Origin of the sequence: Aeromonas sp. PS2Canimalfood6, from assembly GCF_048276795.1 — a bacterium.
In the GTDB taxonomy this organism is placed as follows: domain Bacteria; phylum Pseudomonadota; class Gammaproteobacteria; order Enterobacterales; family Aeromonadaceae; genus Aeromonas; species Aeromonas caviae.
Map to the genome: position 1 here is coordinate 1 of NZ_JBLUXC010000070.1, position 15,090 is coordinate 15,090.

Annotated in this window: 12 protein-coding genes; all 12 read right to left on the bottom strand. The window is 60.8% G+C overall.

Going from position 1 to position 15,090, the window contains the following annotated elements:
• Positions 1-149 precede the first annotated feature (149 nt).
• The gene (locus tag ACNPAA_RS18815; RefSeq protein WP_406569327.1) at positions 150-629 is read right to left on the bottom strand and encodes a hypothetical protein; all 480 of its coding nucleotides are present in this window, start codon (positions 627-629) and stop codon (positions 150-152) included.
• Between the two features lie 85 nt (positions 630-714).
• Positions 715-1,488: a Sir2 family NAD+-dependent deacetylase gene (gene cobB / locus ACNPAA_RS18820; RefSeq protein WP_041211443.1), complete on the bottom strand. Its 774-nt coding sequence runs from the start codon at positions 1,486-1,488 to the stop codon at positions 715-717.
• Positions 1,489-1,560: 72 nt separating this feature from the next.
• Positions 1,561-2,175 (bottom strand): GNAT family N-acetyltransferase, encoded by a 615-nt coding sequence (locus ACNPAA_RS18825; protein ID WP_052815379.1) that lies wholly within the window; start codon positions 2,173-2,175, stop codon positions 1,561-1,563.
• Positions 2,176-3,426 carry a response regulator gene (locus ACNPAA_RS18830; RefSeq protein WP_052815378.1) on the bottom strand — a complete coding sequence of 417 codons (1,251 nt, stop codon included), beginning with the start codon at positions 3,424-3,426 and terminating at the stop codon, positions 2,176-2,178.
• Between the two features lies 1 nt (position 3,427).
• A complete protein-coding gene (locus tag ACNPAA_RS18835; protein WP_417891948.1) occupies positions 3,428-7,369 on the bottom strand; it encodes an ATP-binding protein in 3,942 nt (1,313 codons plus the stop codon).
• A gap of 36 nt (positions 7,370-7,405) precedes the next feature.
• Complete coding sequence (gene ihfA / locus ACNPAA_RS18840) at positions 7,406-7,702, bottom strand: integration host factor subunit alpha (RefSeq protein ID WP_005300715.1); 297 nt, start codon at positions 7,700-7,702, stop codon at positions 7,406-7,408.
• 3 nt (positions 7,703-7,705) lie between these two features.
• Positions 7,706-10,093 (bottom strand): phenylalanine--tRNA ligase subunit beta, encoded by a 2,388-nt coding sequence (gene pheT / locus ACNPAA_RS18845; protein WP_201872689.1) that lies wholly within the window; start codon positions 10,091-10,093, stop codon positions 7,706-7,708.
• Between the two features lie 12 nt (positions 10,094-10,105).
• Complete coding sequence (pheS, locus tag ACNPAA_RS18850; RefSeq protein ID WP_041215128.1) at positions 10,106-11,089, bottom strand: phenylalanine--tRNA ligase subunit alpha; 984 nt, start codon at positions 11,087-11,089, stop codon at positions 10,106-10,108.
• A gap of 306 nt (positions 11,090-11,395) precedes the next feature.
• Entirely contained in the window at positions 11,396-11,752 is a 357-nt protein-coding gene (gene rplT, locus ACNPAA_RS18855) for a 50S ribosomal protein L20 (RefSeq protein WP_010674800.1), read from the bottom strand.
• A gap of 15 nt (positions 11,753-11,767) precedes the next feature.
• On the bottom strand, positions 11,768-11,965 hold the full coding sequence (gene rpmI / locus ACNPAA_RS18860; RefSeq protein WP_005300673.1) for a 50S ribosomal protein L35: 198 nt from the start codon (positions 11,963-11,965) through the stop codon (positions 11,768-11,770).
• 86 nt (positions 11,966-12,051) lie between these two features.
• On the bottom strand, positions 12,052-12,582 hold the full coding sequence (gene infC / locus ACNPAA_RS18865) for a translation initiation factor IF-3 (RefSeq protein WP_185219337.1): 531 nt from the start codon (positions 12,580-12,582) through the stop codon (positions 12,052-12,054).
• Positions 12,583-12,603: 21 nt separating this feature from the next.
• Positions 12,604-14,532 carry a threonine--tRNA ligase gene (thrS, locus tag ACNPAA_RS18870; protein WP_319912154.1) on the bottom strand — a complete coding sequence of 643 codons (1,929 nt, stop codon included), beginning with the start codon at positions 14,530-14,532 and terminating at the stop codon, positions 12,604-12,606.
• Positions 14,533-15,090: the final 558 nt, after the last annotated feature.

Here is a 15,090-nt window from a genome sequence, read left to right on the forward strand (position 1 = left end):
GGCGGAGCACCGTTGGAGGTGATCAAGCAATACATTCAAAACCAGCGGGGCTGACGCCCCGGCGAAATTCCCCTCCCACCTACGTCGGAGGGAGTCCCCTTTCGCATTTAAGATGGCTGCAAGCAGCAGGTTATCTCGCTGTCGTCGCGTCACGGGACAACCTCGATGCGGATCACCTGCCAGACCATGTTGTTGTGGATGGCGGACACATCCATGTCGGGATGGGCCGAGAGGGGGACCAGCAGCCAGAGCGGCCCTTTATTGCGACGGGTGAGCGGTTTGTCATCCTGGTAACGCACCAGGGTCAGCGGCACCTTGGCAAACAGGGAGAGATCGACCCGCTGCTGGTAGCCATTGAGTGCGGCAACATCGATGGCGCTGGCACTATCCACCTGCTGCTGCGCCAGCACGCTCTTCAGGGTCGGTCCACGATAGCGGTGAGTGCCGAGGGTCCAGGGCGTCGCCGTCTCGAACTCCACTTGTGGCAAGGCTGTCAACGCCGCCTCATCCAGGGTGATTTCCCGCTTGTCCGGCAGGATCAGTTGCAATAGCGAAGAGGAGGAAGCCTGGGTACCGAACGAGAAAAGCACCAGCAGGAGCGAGGCCATCCCGCGCGTTGGAAAGTTCATGACATGTTGTGCCAACTGCATCTTGAAGTTAGGAGCCAGTGTGGCGATTTCAGTGGGTCAATGCAACTGTGTGAAAAATCAATAATTAGGGGCCCCGCATCTCCATCCAGTTATGGCCCTCGACGGAGAGAGGCTGATGCACTCCGCAACTTTGCAGGAGTTCATCCACAAAAGCGGGCACCAGCAAGGAAGCCGGACCATAACGTTTTTCATCAAACTGGCTGCCCACTTCGCTCGGCTCCAGATTGAGCTCCACCGTATGGGCACCGTTCAGGCCGGCCTCATGGACGAATCCGGCGGCAGGGTAGACCGCCCCGGAGGTCCCGATGGAGATGAAGAGATCGCACTGAGCCAGGGCCGAGTAGATGCGGTCAAGTCCGAGGGGCATCTCCCCGAACCAGACCACATGGGGGCGCAGCGGGTGGGGAAACTGGCAGCAGGAACACAGCTCTTCCTGATGGAGATCCCCGCGCCACTCGATCACCTGACCAGAGCCCGGGCAGCGGGCCTTGAGCAACTCGCCGTGCATGTGGATGAGGTTCTTGCTGCCGGCACTCTCGTGCAGGTTGTCGATGTTCTGGGTGACCAAGGTGACGCGCCCCGGCAGCAGGCGCTCCAGACGGGCCAATGCATAGTGGGCCGGATTGGGGTGGATCTCGGCGCGCTGCAACTGATGGCGCCGTGCATTGTAGAAACGTTGTACCAGTTCGGGATCCCGCGCATAGCCTTCAGGGGTGGCCACGTCCTCCACCATGTGCTCTTCCCACAGGCCATCACAGGCCCGGAAGGTCTTGATACCGGATTCGGCCGAGATGCCGGCACCGGTGAGGATCACGATATGTTTGGCTGACTGCACCATGGTTGTTCTCCTCCAACGGGTAACAGGCTGACCTTAGCACAGGAGCAAGAGGCGGCCCATTCGCCCTTGGTCTTAGGCCGATGGGAGCACAAAGCTCGCCATGGGCGCGAGATCCAGCCTGGCAAAGACCATCTCCCGTCCTGTCACCAGGGTAAGCGGCAACCCGAGCCCCTTGAGCAGAGCCAGCATGGGGCGATTCTGGCCGAGCACTTCCGCCGTCCACTCCCGGATCCCCTCCCCGTATGCCAGCCGCGCAAGCGCCAGCAGGATGCGACGCCCGGCGCCGCGATGCTGAAAATGATCCGCGACGATGCAGGAAAACTCGGCCCTGTCCGGGTGCAGGCGCCGGCGAACGGACTGGGCCATGGCAAGCGGCCCCCCCTGCTCGTCGGTCAGCAGCAATCCTATCTGGGGTTCTCTGGGGTAGTCGAGAAAGAAGGCGAGCTGCTCGGCCGTCGCAGGCTGCTTGGCCCGCATGAAGCGCAAATAGACGCTCTGCTCGCTCAAGGCGTCATAGGCCGCGCATATTCGCTTCGGGTCGCTGCCCGCCAGCTCCTGCAAGCGGCAAGTCAGCCCCCCCACCACCATCGTCATCGGCAAGGCGGCCCGTGAGGCGGGAGCCGTCCAACCCGACATTCCCTGCCACAAGCGCGGCTCATCGAGCGGCCAGCAAAGATAGCGAGCCATTTACCAGCGCCCTGCCACGCCGCGATCCTGCCACTGGGCGGCATCCTGCAGGTTGAAGGGGTCGTCGAGGTAGAGCGCGATGCCAAGCTCCCGGGAGCGCTGGATGAAGCGGGCCAGCAAGGAGTCGGCAGCCATCGCCTCCAGTTCGGGCAGCAGGTGTTGCCCGAGCAGCAAGGATTGCAACGGCAGACGCTCGATGAGATCAAACGGCAGGTGCTGGGCATGATCGAGCAGCAGCGCGAGTCTGGCCCCCGCGAGGCTCGCCTGCAGCACCAGGGCGAAACGGTCCGCCTGGCTCAGCAGGTGATCCCGTCGGTGGATGACCAGGGTGAGTTCGCTTGCTTCTCGTCCATGCTGCTCGAGCCAGAGCTTGAGCGGCTCCCAGTGAGGGGAAAGACCGCTCAGGCTCAGCCAGATCGGCAGCGTGCAGGAAGCCGCATCTGCCAGCAGCCCAAGCTGTCCTCTCGCCTCTCCCTGCCAGCTACGCACGGTGCGCTTGAGCCCGCCCAGCCTGCGCTGACGCTGGGGGCCAAGATAGAGCATCTTGAGCAGACGCAGCAGATCGTCGCTTTGCAGCGGCTTGGCCAGGGCGGCCAGCACGTTGAAACCCGCATCGTGCAGGAGACGCCGGGCGCCGTCTATCAGGGTCTGATCATGAGCGGAGAGCAGGATGATGGGCAGACCGCTGTGGCGATACTGGGGATGGCTCATCAGCAGGCTGATGGCATCCTGCTCCGCTAGGCTGAGATCACAGATAAGCAATCTCACGCCCCCCTCTTCCAGCGCCTTGAGGCACCCTTCGCCATCCTGAACCCAGTGGCAGGGCAACCCCAGTCCCTGGATCTCCTGCTGAATGCAGGCTCCCTGGAAGGGGTGATCTTCGAGCAGCAGGATCTGGCACTGGGCGAGCCAGGCACGCCACCCCTGCTCCCGTGCCTGCAACCCCTCGAGCCAGGGATCGCTGAGGCGATAGATCCCCGCCCCGGGAGCCAACAGATGAGGCAGATAGTCGGCCCCCTGATGAGAGGCAGGATCAAACAGGGCGATGGCCCCGGCGGCAAACAGTCCTTCCCATTGCCAGCCGGCATCGGGTCGGGTGCGGTGCAGATTGGCATAGGCCGGCAGGCCCGCTCCCTTGACCGCCAGATGGGAGACGGCGTCCAGGGCATAGACGCTGACCGGGTAAAAAGTTGGCTCCTGGCTGTCATCAGACTCCAGCAAGTCCATCAACTCTTCATCTGTGATGATCATCTCATGCTCTCTCGCCCAGTTGTCGGCAGACCTCTTCCACGCACTGCCTCAAGGCGGCTGCAAGGGGATGTCCGGGGGCCTCCTGCCAACGGTCGATCACCTCTACCAGGGGGGTAGCCCCCACCATTTTGGCGGCCCCCTTCATCTTGTGTAAAGCCGTATTGAGGGCCTTCTCGTCCCCTTGTGTGACACACCGCTCAATGTCGGCCAGATCATGGTGAACCGATGCCAGATAGATGTCTACGAGGGCCGGGCTGAGGGACACGGGCAGGGAAAGGGCTGCCGTTGGCTGCGGTGCCTTCCCCCCGTCATGGGGGCCAAAGACGGTACGAAGCAATACGGCCAGATCCCTGAGCAAGACGGGTTTGTCCAGATGGCCCTGACAGCCGCATTCCGCCAGTCGCTGCGCCGCCTGCTCGCTGAGATCCGCGGTGATCACGTAGACGGGTAGATGCTGCCAGCGTTCATCGGCGTGCAATTGCCTGCAGAGCTCGGCGCCGTCCATCACCGGCATCTGCAGATCCGTCAGCACCAGATCCACCGACTCCGATTGCAGGATCTCCAGTGCCAGACGGCCATTGGCCGCGCTCAATACCCGGGCCCCCAGCTGACCCAGCTGCATGCTGATCAGCATTCTGTTCACCTCGTGATCTTCCACCAGCAGCACCCGCCTGCCTGCCCCCGGCAGGTCCGTGATCTCCTCGGCGCCACGGACGAGTCTGGGCTGCAGCAGGCTGACCACGGAGCCCGGGATCCAGGGTTCCCCCTGCCAGTACCAGGCGCGCAAGCCCCCATCGTCCTGCATGGCCCCAAGGCAAGGTGCCGCCGGATCCTCGGCCACGCCAAACTCTGCGAGCCAGGCCCGCATATATTCGAGCTCCCCGGGCAACAGTTGCAGGGAGACCGTCTTGACGCGCGGTTGCCAGGGCGCCTTCTCCTGCGCATGCCTGAGGGGCAACGAGCAGAGGAAACGGCTACCCCCGCGAGCCAGAGGCTCGACCCGGATCTCGCCCCCCATCTGCTCCATCAACTGGCGGCAGATGGCTAGCCCAAGCCCGGTTCCCTGGGCTCTGGGCTGGCCAGGCTCCTCCCCTTGTTCGAAGGGCAGGAACAACCGGGGCAACAGCTCGGCACTGATCCCGGGCCCCTCGTCGTCCACCCCGCACACAATCCACTCCCCTTGTCGCCGGGCCCAGAGCACCACCTCTCCCCGCTCGCTGAACTTGATGGCGTTGGAGAGCAGGTTGTGCAGCACCTGTTGCACCCGGTGGGGATCGAGTTCCATCAAGGCGGGCAGCGCCGGGTCGAGCGCCAGGCGCAGTTGCAGATGGCGGGATCGCGCCTTGGACCAGTGCACCGCCGCCACGTGCTCGCACAGCTCCACCAGATCCGTGGGCTGTACAGAGAGGCGCAACTGACGCGTCTCGTTGCGGCTGAAGTCGAGCACGTCGTTGAGCAGCCCGAGCAGTTCATTGCCCGCCTGCCTGACATGGGCCAGAGCCGAGGCCTGCTCTGCATTGAGTCCGGTCTGCTCGAGCCACTCCAGCAAGCCGAGCATGGCGTTCATGGGGGTACGGATCTCGTGGCTCACGGCGGCCAGGAAGCGTCCCTTGGCAAGCACGGCCTGCTGGGCCTGCTCGTGGGAAAGCTGCAGGGAGTGCTCCTGCTCCACCCTGGCCGTCACATCCTGCACCACCCCGTAGATCCGCCACCCCTCCCCCTGACGGCGCCCCCTGCCGGAAAATTGCAGCCAGCGGGTTCCCTTGGCGGGGTGCTGATAGCGCAGCAGATGGGAGAAAGGTCGCCCGGCTTGCAGCATGGCCAGCATGGGGGCTCGCATCTCGCGCCTGTCCTGGTGGGAGATGCGAGTCAGGGTCTCGTTGGGATTGACCCGGATCTGCTGGCTCGCCAGCCCCAGCAGTTCGTGACTGCCCCGGCTCACAAACTCCACCCGGGTGATGGCTCCCCCCAGCAGGGTGAATTGCAGCACCACACCGGGCACCGTATTGGTGAGGGCGCGCAGGCGCCGCTCTGCCTGACGCAGCAGGCGGGTACGCTCGCGCAGGGCGCTGATGTCGGAGAGGGCGATAAGATCCCCTGCCGGTGCCTGGGGGCCCAGTCGCAAGGGGATCTGGGCATAGGAGTAGACCTGCTCGTGCAGCGCCAGCTCCCCTTCGGCGCCCTGCAACTGTGGCGCGGGCAGCACCAGATCGGCGGCGTAGCGCGCCTCCATGCGCTTGGCCCGCTTGTTGCGCTTGATCACCTCCCCTTTGTCATTGCGCAAGAACACGGGCACGGGGAGCGCCTGGAAGAGAGACTCCCTGAACTTGCTTTCCAGCGCCAGCGCCTGCTCTACCTTGTGACGCTCGCGGGCCTCCTGGGCCAGTTGCTGGCGGGAACGCCAGACTGACCAGATCACCGCCATGCTGATCAGCAGTGCCAGCAACACGGAGCCAAGCCAGAAACCGTAGCTGACCCCTTCCTGCTGGTTGACCACCAGGCGACGCCAGCGTTGCACCAGCTCGTCCACCTGCCGATCATTGAGGGTCATCAGGCTCTGATCCAGCACCCCTGCCAGGCTGGTCTGTTCCGGCCGGATGGCAAAACCGAGGCCGAAACGCTCCGGCAATTCGGTGATGGTCAGCTCGCTCAACTGGTTGTTTCGAATGGGATATTGGAGCTGGTACAACTCCGCCAGCATGGCCTGGGCATCCCCATGCCGCACCGCCGCCAATCCCTGCAGCAGGTTGTCGGTCACCTCCCACTCATGCTGGCCGAACCGGGCAAGCAGGCCGGGATCATAGAGCATTCTCGGGACCACCACCTTGCCACTGACGTCCGCGAGGGAGGCAGGCCCCCTCTTGCTGCGACTGACCAGAGCATAGCGGCTGGTCGCCACCATCCGGGTGAAGTCGAACTCCTTGTTCAGGGCGGCGGACTCCATCAGCCCGACCATCATGGCGGCATCGCCACTGCGCAGCAATGCCAACGCCTCCTCCCGGCTGGCGGCGGGTACCAGCTCGAAGCGCAGCCCTGTCTGCCGACTCACTTCCCGCAAGACATCCGCACTCCAGCCAATGAGCTCTCCCTGCTGGTTGACACCGCTGTATGGCATGAAGCCGGGATCCGCCACCATCTTGATGGTGTGGGCCTTGCCGACCAGCCAGGCCTGCTCCTTGTCGGTAAAATGCAGAGGATTCACATCCTGCTCACCCTGAGGCAGATACTTGCCCAGATCCCGGTAGAGACTGCCCGGCGGCAAATAGCGGATGGCCGTATCCACCAGCTCCAGCAACTCGGGCTGGTTGCGCATCATCAGCCGGTAACTGATGACCAGATCATCGCTGCGAAGACGACGAAGGCGCAGCCCTTCATCCGGGAATTCCCGCATCAGGTAGCGCAGTTGCAGATAATCGCCGAGATAGGCGCTGCCCTTGCCGGCCACCAGGGCACCATACCAGTTCTCGGCATCGGTCAGCTGTTGCTGGGATGAACCTGGATAGAGACGCTTCAGGATCTCCTGGGCCTGCCAGATAGGTGACACCAGAAACTGCGCCTGATCGAGCTCACCCCGATAGAGGATGGCGGACTCCGCTTCCATCATGGCCCGGCTCAAGACGGTATCGCTCGAGTTCGACCGGGCAGGCCCGACGTGAGGAATGAGATCGCAGCGCCCGTTCAGCAGATCCTGCGTCATGGCTGCCCAGCTCGGCCGCTTCTCGACATGCACCGGTACCGGCAACAGCTCTGCCAACCGCGTCATGCGATCGATAAGCAGGCCCCCCTCCGCCTCCAGATAGGGAGGACGTTGCAGGGCCGGGTAACAGAAGGTCAGTCCGGTGAGCGAATCGGCATAAGCCTGGGCACCCGGTGACAGCGGGAGTATGGCGGCACGCAGTGGCAAGGCCAGCAGCGCGCCGGACAACAGAAGGATTTTTATCATCGGAATGGAAAAGCCAGGCGATTGCCTGGCTTTTTGTCACTCGTTGGGTTCAACATTTTCTACCCTGGCCTTGAGCTTCTGGCCGGGCCGGAAGGTCACCACGCGACGGGCGCTGATGGGAATATCCTCCCCCGTCTTGGGGTTGCGTCCGGGACGCTGGTTCTTCTCGCGAAGATCGAAGTTACCGAAGCCGGAAATCTTGACCTGTTCGCCACGCTCGAGCGCCTGTCTGATCTCCTCAAAAAAGGCTTCCACCATATCTTTGGCTTCACGCTTGCTCATCCCGAGCTGGGTGAACAGGTGCTCTGCAATGTCGGCTTTGGTAAGCGCCATAGATCAATCCCTCAAGGATGCATTCAACTCTTCACCGAGGGCCCGCACGACATTGTCCACGGTCTCGGCGATCTCTTTCTCCTCCAGGGTGCGCTGGGTGTCTTGCAACACCAGGCTGATGGCCAGGCTCTTCTTGTCCTCTGCCATACCAGCGCCCTGGTATACGTCGAACAAGTTTATTCCAACTAACTGATTTCCGCCAACTTTTTTAATTACTGCCAGAACGTCGCCTGCCAGGATCTGTCTGTCAACCACCACGGCGATGTCGCGACGGTTGGCCGGGAACTTGGATACTTCGGCAGCAACCGGCACCTTGGCCGGCGTCAGTTTGTCCAGCTCCAGCTCGAACATGACAGCGCGGCTCTTGAGCCCCAGCTTCTTCTCGAGGCTCGGATGGATCACGCCGATGTGGCCGATCACGACGCCATTACGCAGAATGGCTGCGCTCTGGCCCGGATGCAGGGCACTGTGCTCGGTGCGCTCGAAGGTGAAGGTAGCCCCTTCGGCAGTCAGATCCAGTACCGCTTCCAGGTCACCCTTCAGATCGAAGAAGTCGACGGGACGGGCCTTGACATCCCAGTGCTCGTCCCCCTGGTTGCCGGTGATGATGCCGGCCAGCATGGGTTCCTGACGGATGCCGTTCTCGGCATTCTCGTCCTTGATGAAACGCAGGCCCTGCTCAAACAGGCGCACGCGTGGCTGCTGACGGTTCTGGTTGTAGACCACCGCCTGCACCAGACCCGGGAACAGAGAGACGCGCATGGCGGACATCTCGACCGAGATCGGGTTCGGCAGCACGATGGCATCGCTCTGCGGGAACAGGGTTTGCTGGGTCTTGGGATCGACGAAGCTGTAGGTGATCGCTTCCTGGAAACAGCGATCAACCAGCAGGTCGCGTACCCGCTTCAGGGTCACCTGCCCTTCAGCCTGCTCCACCATCGCCAGAGAGGCGGCGGGTTTCAGGTTCGGGATGTTGTTGTAGCCGTAGATGCGGGCCACTTCCTCGATGAGGTCTTCCTCGATGGCGATGTCGAAACGCCAGGAGGGAGCCAGCGCGGTCCAGCCGTCAGTATCCACGGTTACCTGCATGCCCAGACGAGTCAGAATTTCGACCACCTGCGCATCCGCCACGCTGATGCCGATCACCTTGTCGAGCTTGGTGCGGCGCAGCTTGATGGGGGCAGCCTTGGGCAAATGGGCATCGGATTTGACTTCGATGACCGGACCCGCTTCACCGCCGCAGATGTCCAGCAGCAGACGGGTGGCACGATCCATCACCTTGGCCTGCAGCTCGGGATCCACCCCGCGCTCGAAGCGGTGGGAAGAATCGGTATGCAGACCGTAGGCACGGGCACGGCCGGTGATGGAGAGCGGCGCGAAGAAGGCGCACTCCAGCAGGATGTCGGTGGTGGTCTCGGAGACACCGGTGCGATCACCGCCGAAGATACCGGCCATGCAGGCAGGGCCTTTGGCGTCGGCAATCACGAGCGTGGTCTCTTTGAGCTTCACCTCGTTGCCATCGAGCAGGGTCATGGGCTCGTCGGCCTTGGCGCGGCGCACCACCAGTTCCCCTTCAAGCGTCGCCAGGTCGAAGGCGTGCATCGGCTGGCCGTATTCCAGCAGCAGGTAGTTGGTGATGTCGACAATAGCGTCGATGGAACGAATACCGCCACGGCGCAGCTTCTCCTGCATCCAGAGCGGGCTCTGGGCGTGCAGGTTCAGCCCCTTGATGACGCGGCCGAGATAACGGGGGCAATCTGCCGGCGCTTCAACCCGGATCGGGAAGGTTGCATCGATAGTGGCAACAGCCGGCGCCCAGGTCGGCTCGACCACGTCCACGCTGTTGAGCACGCCGATTTCACGGGCAAGACCCGCGATGCCGAGGCAGTCGGCACGGTTCGGGGTCAGATCCACATCAATGCTGACGTCGTTGAGCGCGAGGTATTCACGGATATCGGTTCCGATGGGGGCATCAAGCGGCAGCTCGATGATGCCATCGGCTTCGACGTCGATGCCCAGCTCGCTGAAGGAGCAGAGCATGCCGTGGGACGGCTGGCCGCGCAGCTTGGCTTTCTTGATGGTGAAATCACCCGGCAGGGTCGCCCCGACCTTGGCCACGCACACTTTGAGGCCGGCGCGGCAGTTCGGCGCACCGCAGACGATGTCCAGCAGCTCGGCCTCGCCCACATTTACCTTGGTCACCCGCAGCTTGTCGGCGTCCGGGTGCTGGGCGCACTCGACCACTTCACCCACGACCACATTGTTGAACTGGCCGGCCACCGCTTCCACGGCGTCCACTTCCAGACCGGCCATGGTGATCTGCTCGGCCAGTACATTGTCACTCAACTCGGTGCGGACCCACTCCATCACCCAGGATTTACTGAATTTCATGTTCTCTCGCCCTTACTTGAACTGCTTGAGGAAGCGCAGGTCGTTTTCGAAGAAGGCACGCAGGTCATTGACCCCGTAACGCAGCATGGTCAGGCGCTCAACGCCCATGCCGAAGGCAAAGCCGGAGTATTTTTCCGGATCGATGCCGACCGAACGCAGCACGTTCGGGTGCACCATGCCGCAGCCCAGCACTTCCAGCCACTTGCCGTTCTTGCCCATCACATCCACTTCGGCGCTCGGCTCGGTGAACGGGAAATAGGAAGGACGGAAGCGAATCGTCAAGTCTTCCTCGAAGTAGTTGCGCAGGAAGTCGTGCAGGATGCCTTTCAGCTCGGTAAAGCTGGCATGTTCGTCAACCAGCAGGCCTTCGACCTGGTGGAACATCGGGGTGTGGGTCATGTCGTAGTCGTTACGATAGACACGGCCCGGCGCGATGATGCGGATCGGCGGCTGCTGATGTTCCATGGTGCGGATCTGCACGCCCGAGGTGTGGGTACGCAGCATCAGATCAGGATTGAAGTAGAAGGTGTCGTGATCGGTACGCGCCGGGTGGTGAGCCGGGATATTCAGCGCATCGAAGTTGTGGAAGCCATCTTCAATCTCGGGACCACGGGCAACCTTGAAGCCCATCTCGCCAAACAGGCGCTCGATGCGCTCGATGGTACGGGTCACCGGGTGCAGACCGCCATTCTCGATGCGGCGGCCCGGCAGGCTGACGTCGATGGTCTCGGCGGCCAGCTTCTGGTTCAGCACGGCGACTTCGAGGGCTTCACGACGCGCGTTCAGGGCATCCTGAACCTGCTGTTTGGCCTGGTTGATCACGGCGCCCGCGGCGGGGCGCTCTTCAGCGGACAGGGCGCCCAGGCCCTTCATCTGCTCGGTAAAAAAGCCCTTTTTACCCAGATATTTGACCCGGATTTCGTCAAGGGCGGCGATGTCGCTTACGCCCTCAATTTCGGCCTTGGCCTGGCCGACTACTTCTTCAAGCTGTTGCATGTCTTCCTCGTCACCACTCCCGGAACAGGAGCCTTTAGGCTAAATAAGGTCAAGAGGGGAATAATACAAAAAAAGCCCCTTGGCTGACCATAGTTATGACGGGCTTTTCTCCCTGCAAATCATTTTGTTATATGGATAAAGCCACAAGCCAGATGCAACAGGATTAAGACAAGCGTCGTTTGTTCTAGTTTGTTGGCATATGGAAGGATAAAGCATTCATGAACCTGGCATGCTACCTGCCTACGCTCAAAAATGAGCAACAAAAAAGGAGGCCTGAGCCTCCTTTATTTTTATAACAGAGCTGGATTAGACCAGAGCTGCTTTAGCTTTTTCAACCAGGGCGGTGAAAGCCAGCTTGTCGTGAACGGCGATATCGGACAGGATCTTGCGATCGATCTCGATGGAAGCCTTCTTCAGACCGTCGATCAGACGGCTGTAGGACAGACCGTTCTGACGGGCTGCAGCGTTGATACGCGCAATCCACAGTTGACGGAACTGACGCTTCTTCTGGCGACGGTCACGGTAGGCATACTGACCAGCTTTGGTTACCGCTTGTACCGCTACGCGGTAGACACGGGAACGGGCGCCGTAGTAACCCTTGGCGGCTTTCATTACTTTCTTGTGACGAGCGCGAGCGGTCACACCACGTTTAACTCTTGGCATTTTTCACATCCCCCCTTATGCGTACGGCAGACAAGCGACAACACGTTTGTGGTCGGCAGCGGAAACAAAGAACTTCGGTCCCAGCTGACGCTTACGCTTGCTGCTCTTCTTGGTCAGGATGTGACGCAGGTGGTTGTGCTTGCACTTGAAGCGACCTGAGCCAGTCTTCTTGAAGCGCTTTGCGGCGCCCCGGTTGGTTTTCATCTTCGGCATTTCATACTCCGCATTGTGAGTGACAACAAAATCGCAAGGCGAACCGACTCATGGGGCCAGCCCCATGAGTCAATTTCTTGTGGGCCTTAAGATTTCTTCTTGGGTGCGAGGACCATCACAGCTTGACGGCCTTCGACTTTCGGGAACGATTCGACTACGGCCAGCTCTTCCAGATCGTTCTTGACGCGCTCGAGAACCTTGATACCAAGATCCTGGTGGGCCATTTCACGACCACGGAAGCGCAGGGTGACCTTTGCCTTGTCCCCGTCTTCCAGAAAGCGAACCAGGTTGCGTAGTTTTACCTGATAGTCGCCTTCGTCGGTGCCAGGACGGAATTTGATTTCCTTGACCTGGACGACTTTCTGCTTTTTCTTCTGTTCTTTGGTGGTCTTGCTCTTTTCGTAGAGGAATTTGCCGTAATCCATGATCCGGCAAACGGGCGGCTCAGCGTTCGGACTGATCTCGACCAGATCCACTCCTGCCTCAAGGGCCAAGTTCAGCGCATCCTGAATGGAGGTGATGCCAATGGCTTCACCATCCAGACCAGTCAGACGAACTTCTTTCAGACGGATCTCTTCATTGATCCGGTGAGCGCGGGCTTGCGGTTGCTTGCCCAGTTTTTTTCCGCCTTTTATAGCTTATTCCTCCACTTTCTTTTGTCCGCGGGTCTGAACTTCCTGGGTCAACAGAGCAATCAGCTCTTCAACAGGATAAGAGCCCAGGTCAGCCCCTTTACGAGTACGCACTGCAATCTTGCCGGCTTCTACTTCTTTGTCGCCGCAGACCAGCATGAAGGGTACTCGCTTCAAAGTATGCTCGCGGATTTTAAAGCCAATCTTCTCATTTCTCAAGTCCGCTTTTGCGCGAAGGCCCGCATCATTCAATGCCTTGGCAACTTTCACCGCATAATCGGCCTGGTTATCCGTGATATTCATGACCACGGCCTGAGTCGGTGCCAGCCAGGTCGGGAACAGACCGGCGTACTCTTCCGTCAGGATCCCGATGAAGCGCTCCAGCGAGCCCAGAATGGCGCGGTGGATCATCACGGGGATGTGGCGCTCGTTGTCTTCGCCCACATAGGTGGCGCCAAGACGGCCCGGCAGGGCAAAGTCGAGCTGCACGGTACCACACTGCCAGGCACGATCAAGGCAATCGTGCAGGGTGAACTCGATCTTGGGACCGTAGAAAGCCCCCTCGCCCGGTTGCAGGTCGTACTTCAGGCCGTTGAGTTCCAGCGCCTCGGCCAGCGCGGCCTCGGCACGATCCCAGGCTTCATCAGAGCCGATACGCTGCTCCGGACGGGTCGAGAGCTTGACCACGATGTTTTCGAAACCGAAGGTGCCGTAGACGTCATAGACCATGCGGATGCACGCAGACACCTCTTCCATGATCTGCTCTTCGGTACAGAAGATGTGGGCGTCATCCTGGGTGAAACCCCGTACCCGCATCAGGCCGTGCAGGGAGCCTGACGGCTCGTTGCGGTGGCAGGAGCCGAACTCGGCCATGCGCAGCGGCAGATCGCGGTAGGATTTCAGACCCTGGTTGAAAATCTGCACGTGACCCGGGCAGTTCATCGGCTTGATGGCGTACTCGCGGTTTTCGGACTGGGTGGTGAACATGGCCTGGGCGTATTTTTCCCAGTGACCTGAACGCTCCCACAGCACGCGATCCATCATGAAGGGGCCTTTCACTTCCTGATACTCGTACTCTTTGAGCTTGCCACGGATGAAGGTTTCCAGCTCGCGGAAAATGGTCCAGCCATCGTTGTGCCAGAACACCATGCCCGGCGCTTCTTCCTGCATGTGGTACAGGTCGAGCTGCTTGCCGATCTTGCGGTGGTCGCGCTTGGCGGCCTCTTCCAGACGCTGCAAATAGGCCTTGAGCTGCTTCTTGTCGGCCCAGGCGGTGCCGTAGATGCGCTGCAGCATCTTGTTGTTGGAGTCGCCGCGCCAGTAGGCGCCGGACATCTTCTGCAACTTGAAGTGGTGGCAATGACGCATGTTGGGCACGTGCGGGCCGCGACACATGTCGATGTACTCTTCGTGATGATACAGACCGGGCTGGTCATCACGGGCAATGTTCTGATCCAGGATCTCGACCTTGTAGGTCTCGCCACGGGCTTCGAACACGTCACGTGCTTCCTGCCAGGAGACCTTCTTCTTGATGACGTCGTAATCCTTGGCGGCCAGCGCCAGCATGCGCTCTTCCAGGGCAGCCAGATCTTCGTCGGTCAGGGTGCGGTCGAGATCGATGTCATAGTAGAAACCGTTGTCGATGACGGGACCGATGGCCATCTTGGTCTGGGGCCAGAGTTGCTTGATGGCATGACCCAGCAGGTGAGCACAGGAGTGGCGCAGAATGTCCAGACCTTCTTCGTCTTTGGCGGTGATGATGGCCAGGGAGGCATCGGTTTCGATCAGCTCACAGGCATCCACCAGTTCACCGTTTACCCGACCGGCAATGCACGCCTTGGCGAGACCGGGACCGATGTCCGCGGCCACATCCATGACGGAAACGGCGTGGGCAAATTGACGTTGGCTGCCGTCAGGCAGAGTAATGATTGGCATTAGGTGTTTCCTTATACAGTGGTGACCCCTACCAAAGGCCACATGCAGGTTGGAGAAACCCTTTCATGTCCAGCTGTTCACTCCCGAGTTTCACCGTTCACAATACGGTTGGTACACGGCAGTGGCACACCATATGGCGTGTGCAAGGCCATCCATTGAGAGGTACAGCGGGGGATTGTATCAGACGCGACAACCCAGACAAGCTGTCTTGGCGATTTTGCATACCGTCTAAGCGCGGGTGTCAACCTGTCCTACTTGCGAGGGCGCCCTTCTGCTGCCATACCCTGTACCAGATTGAGGCGTCAGCCAAAGCAAGGAGAGCATGATGTACACCTACGACATTTCATTTCCGGAGCATGCAGAAAAGCTGGTTCATCCGGATCACCTTCTCACGACTCACTGTCCCGTCCATATCGGTGAGCTGGTGATCCTGGGCGTTGACATCCTCCCCCACCTTAGCGCTTCGCGTCACAGGAGGGGGATTCCCATTACTGGGTGATAGCTGCTCGCGCAGTACCGGGTTCCTGCTTCATCGGGCGGCCTGATTGCACCGCGCCT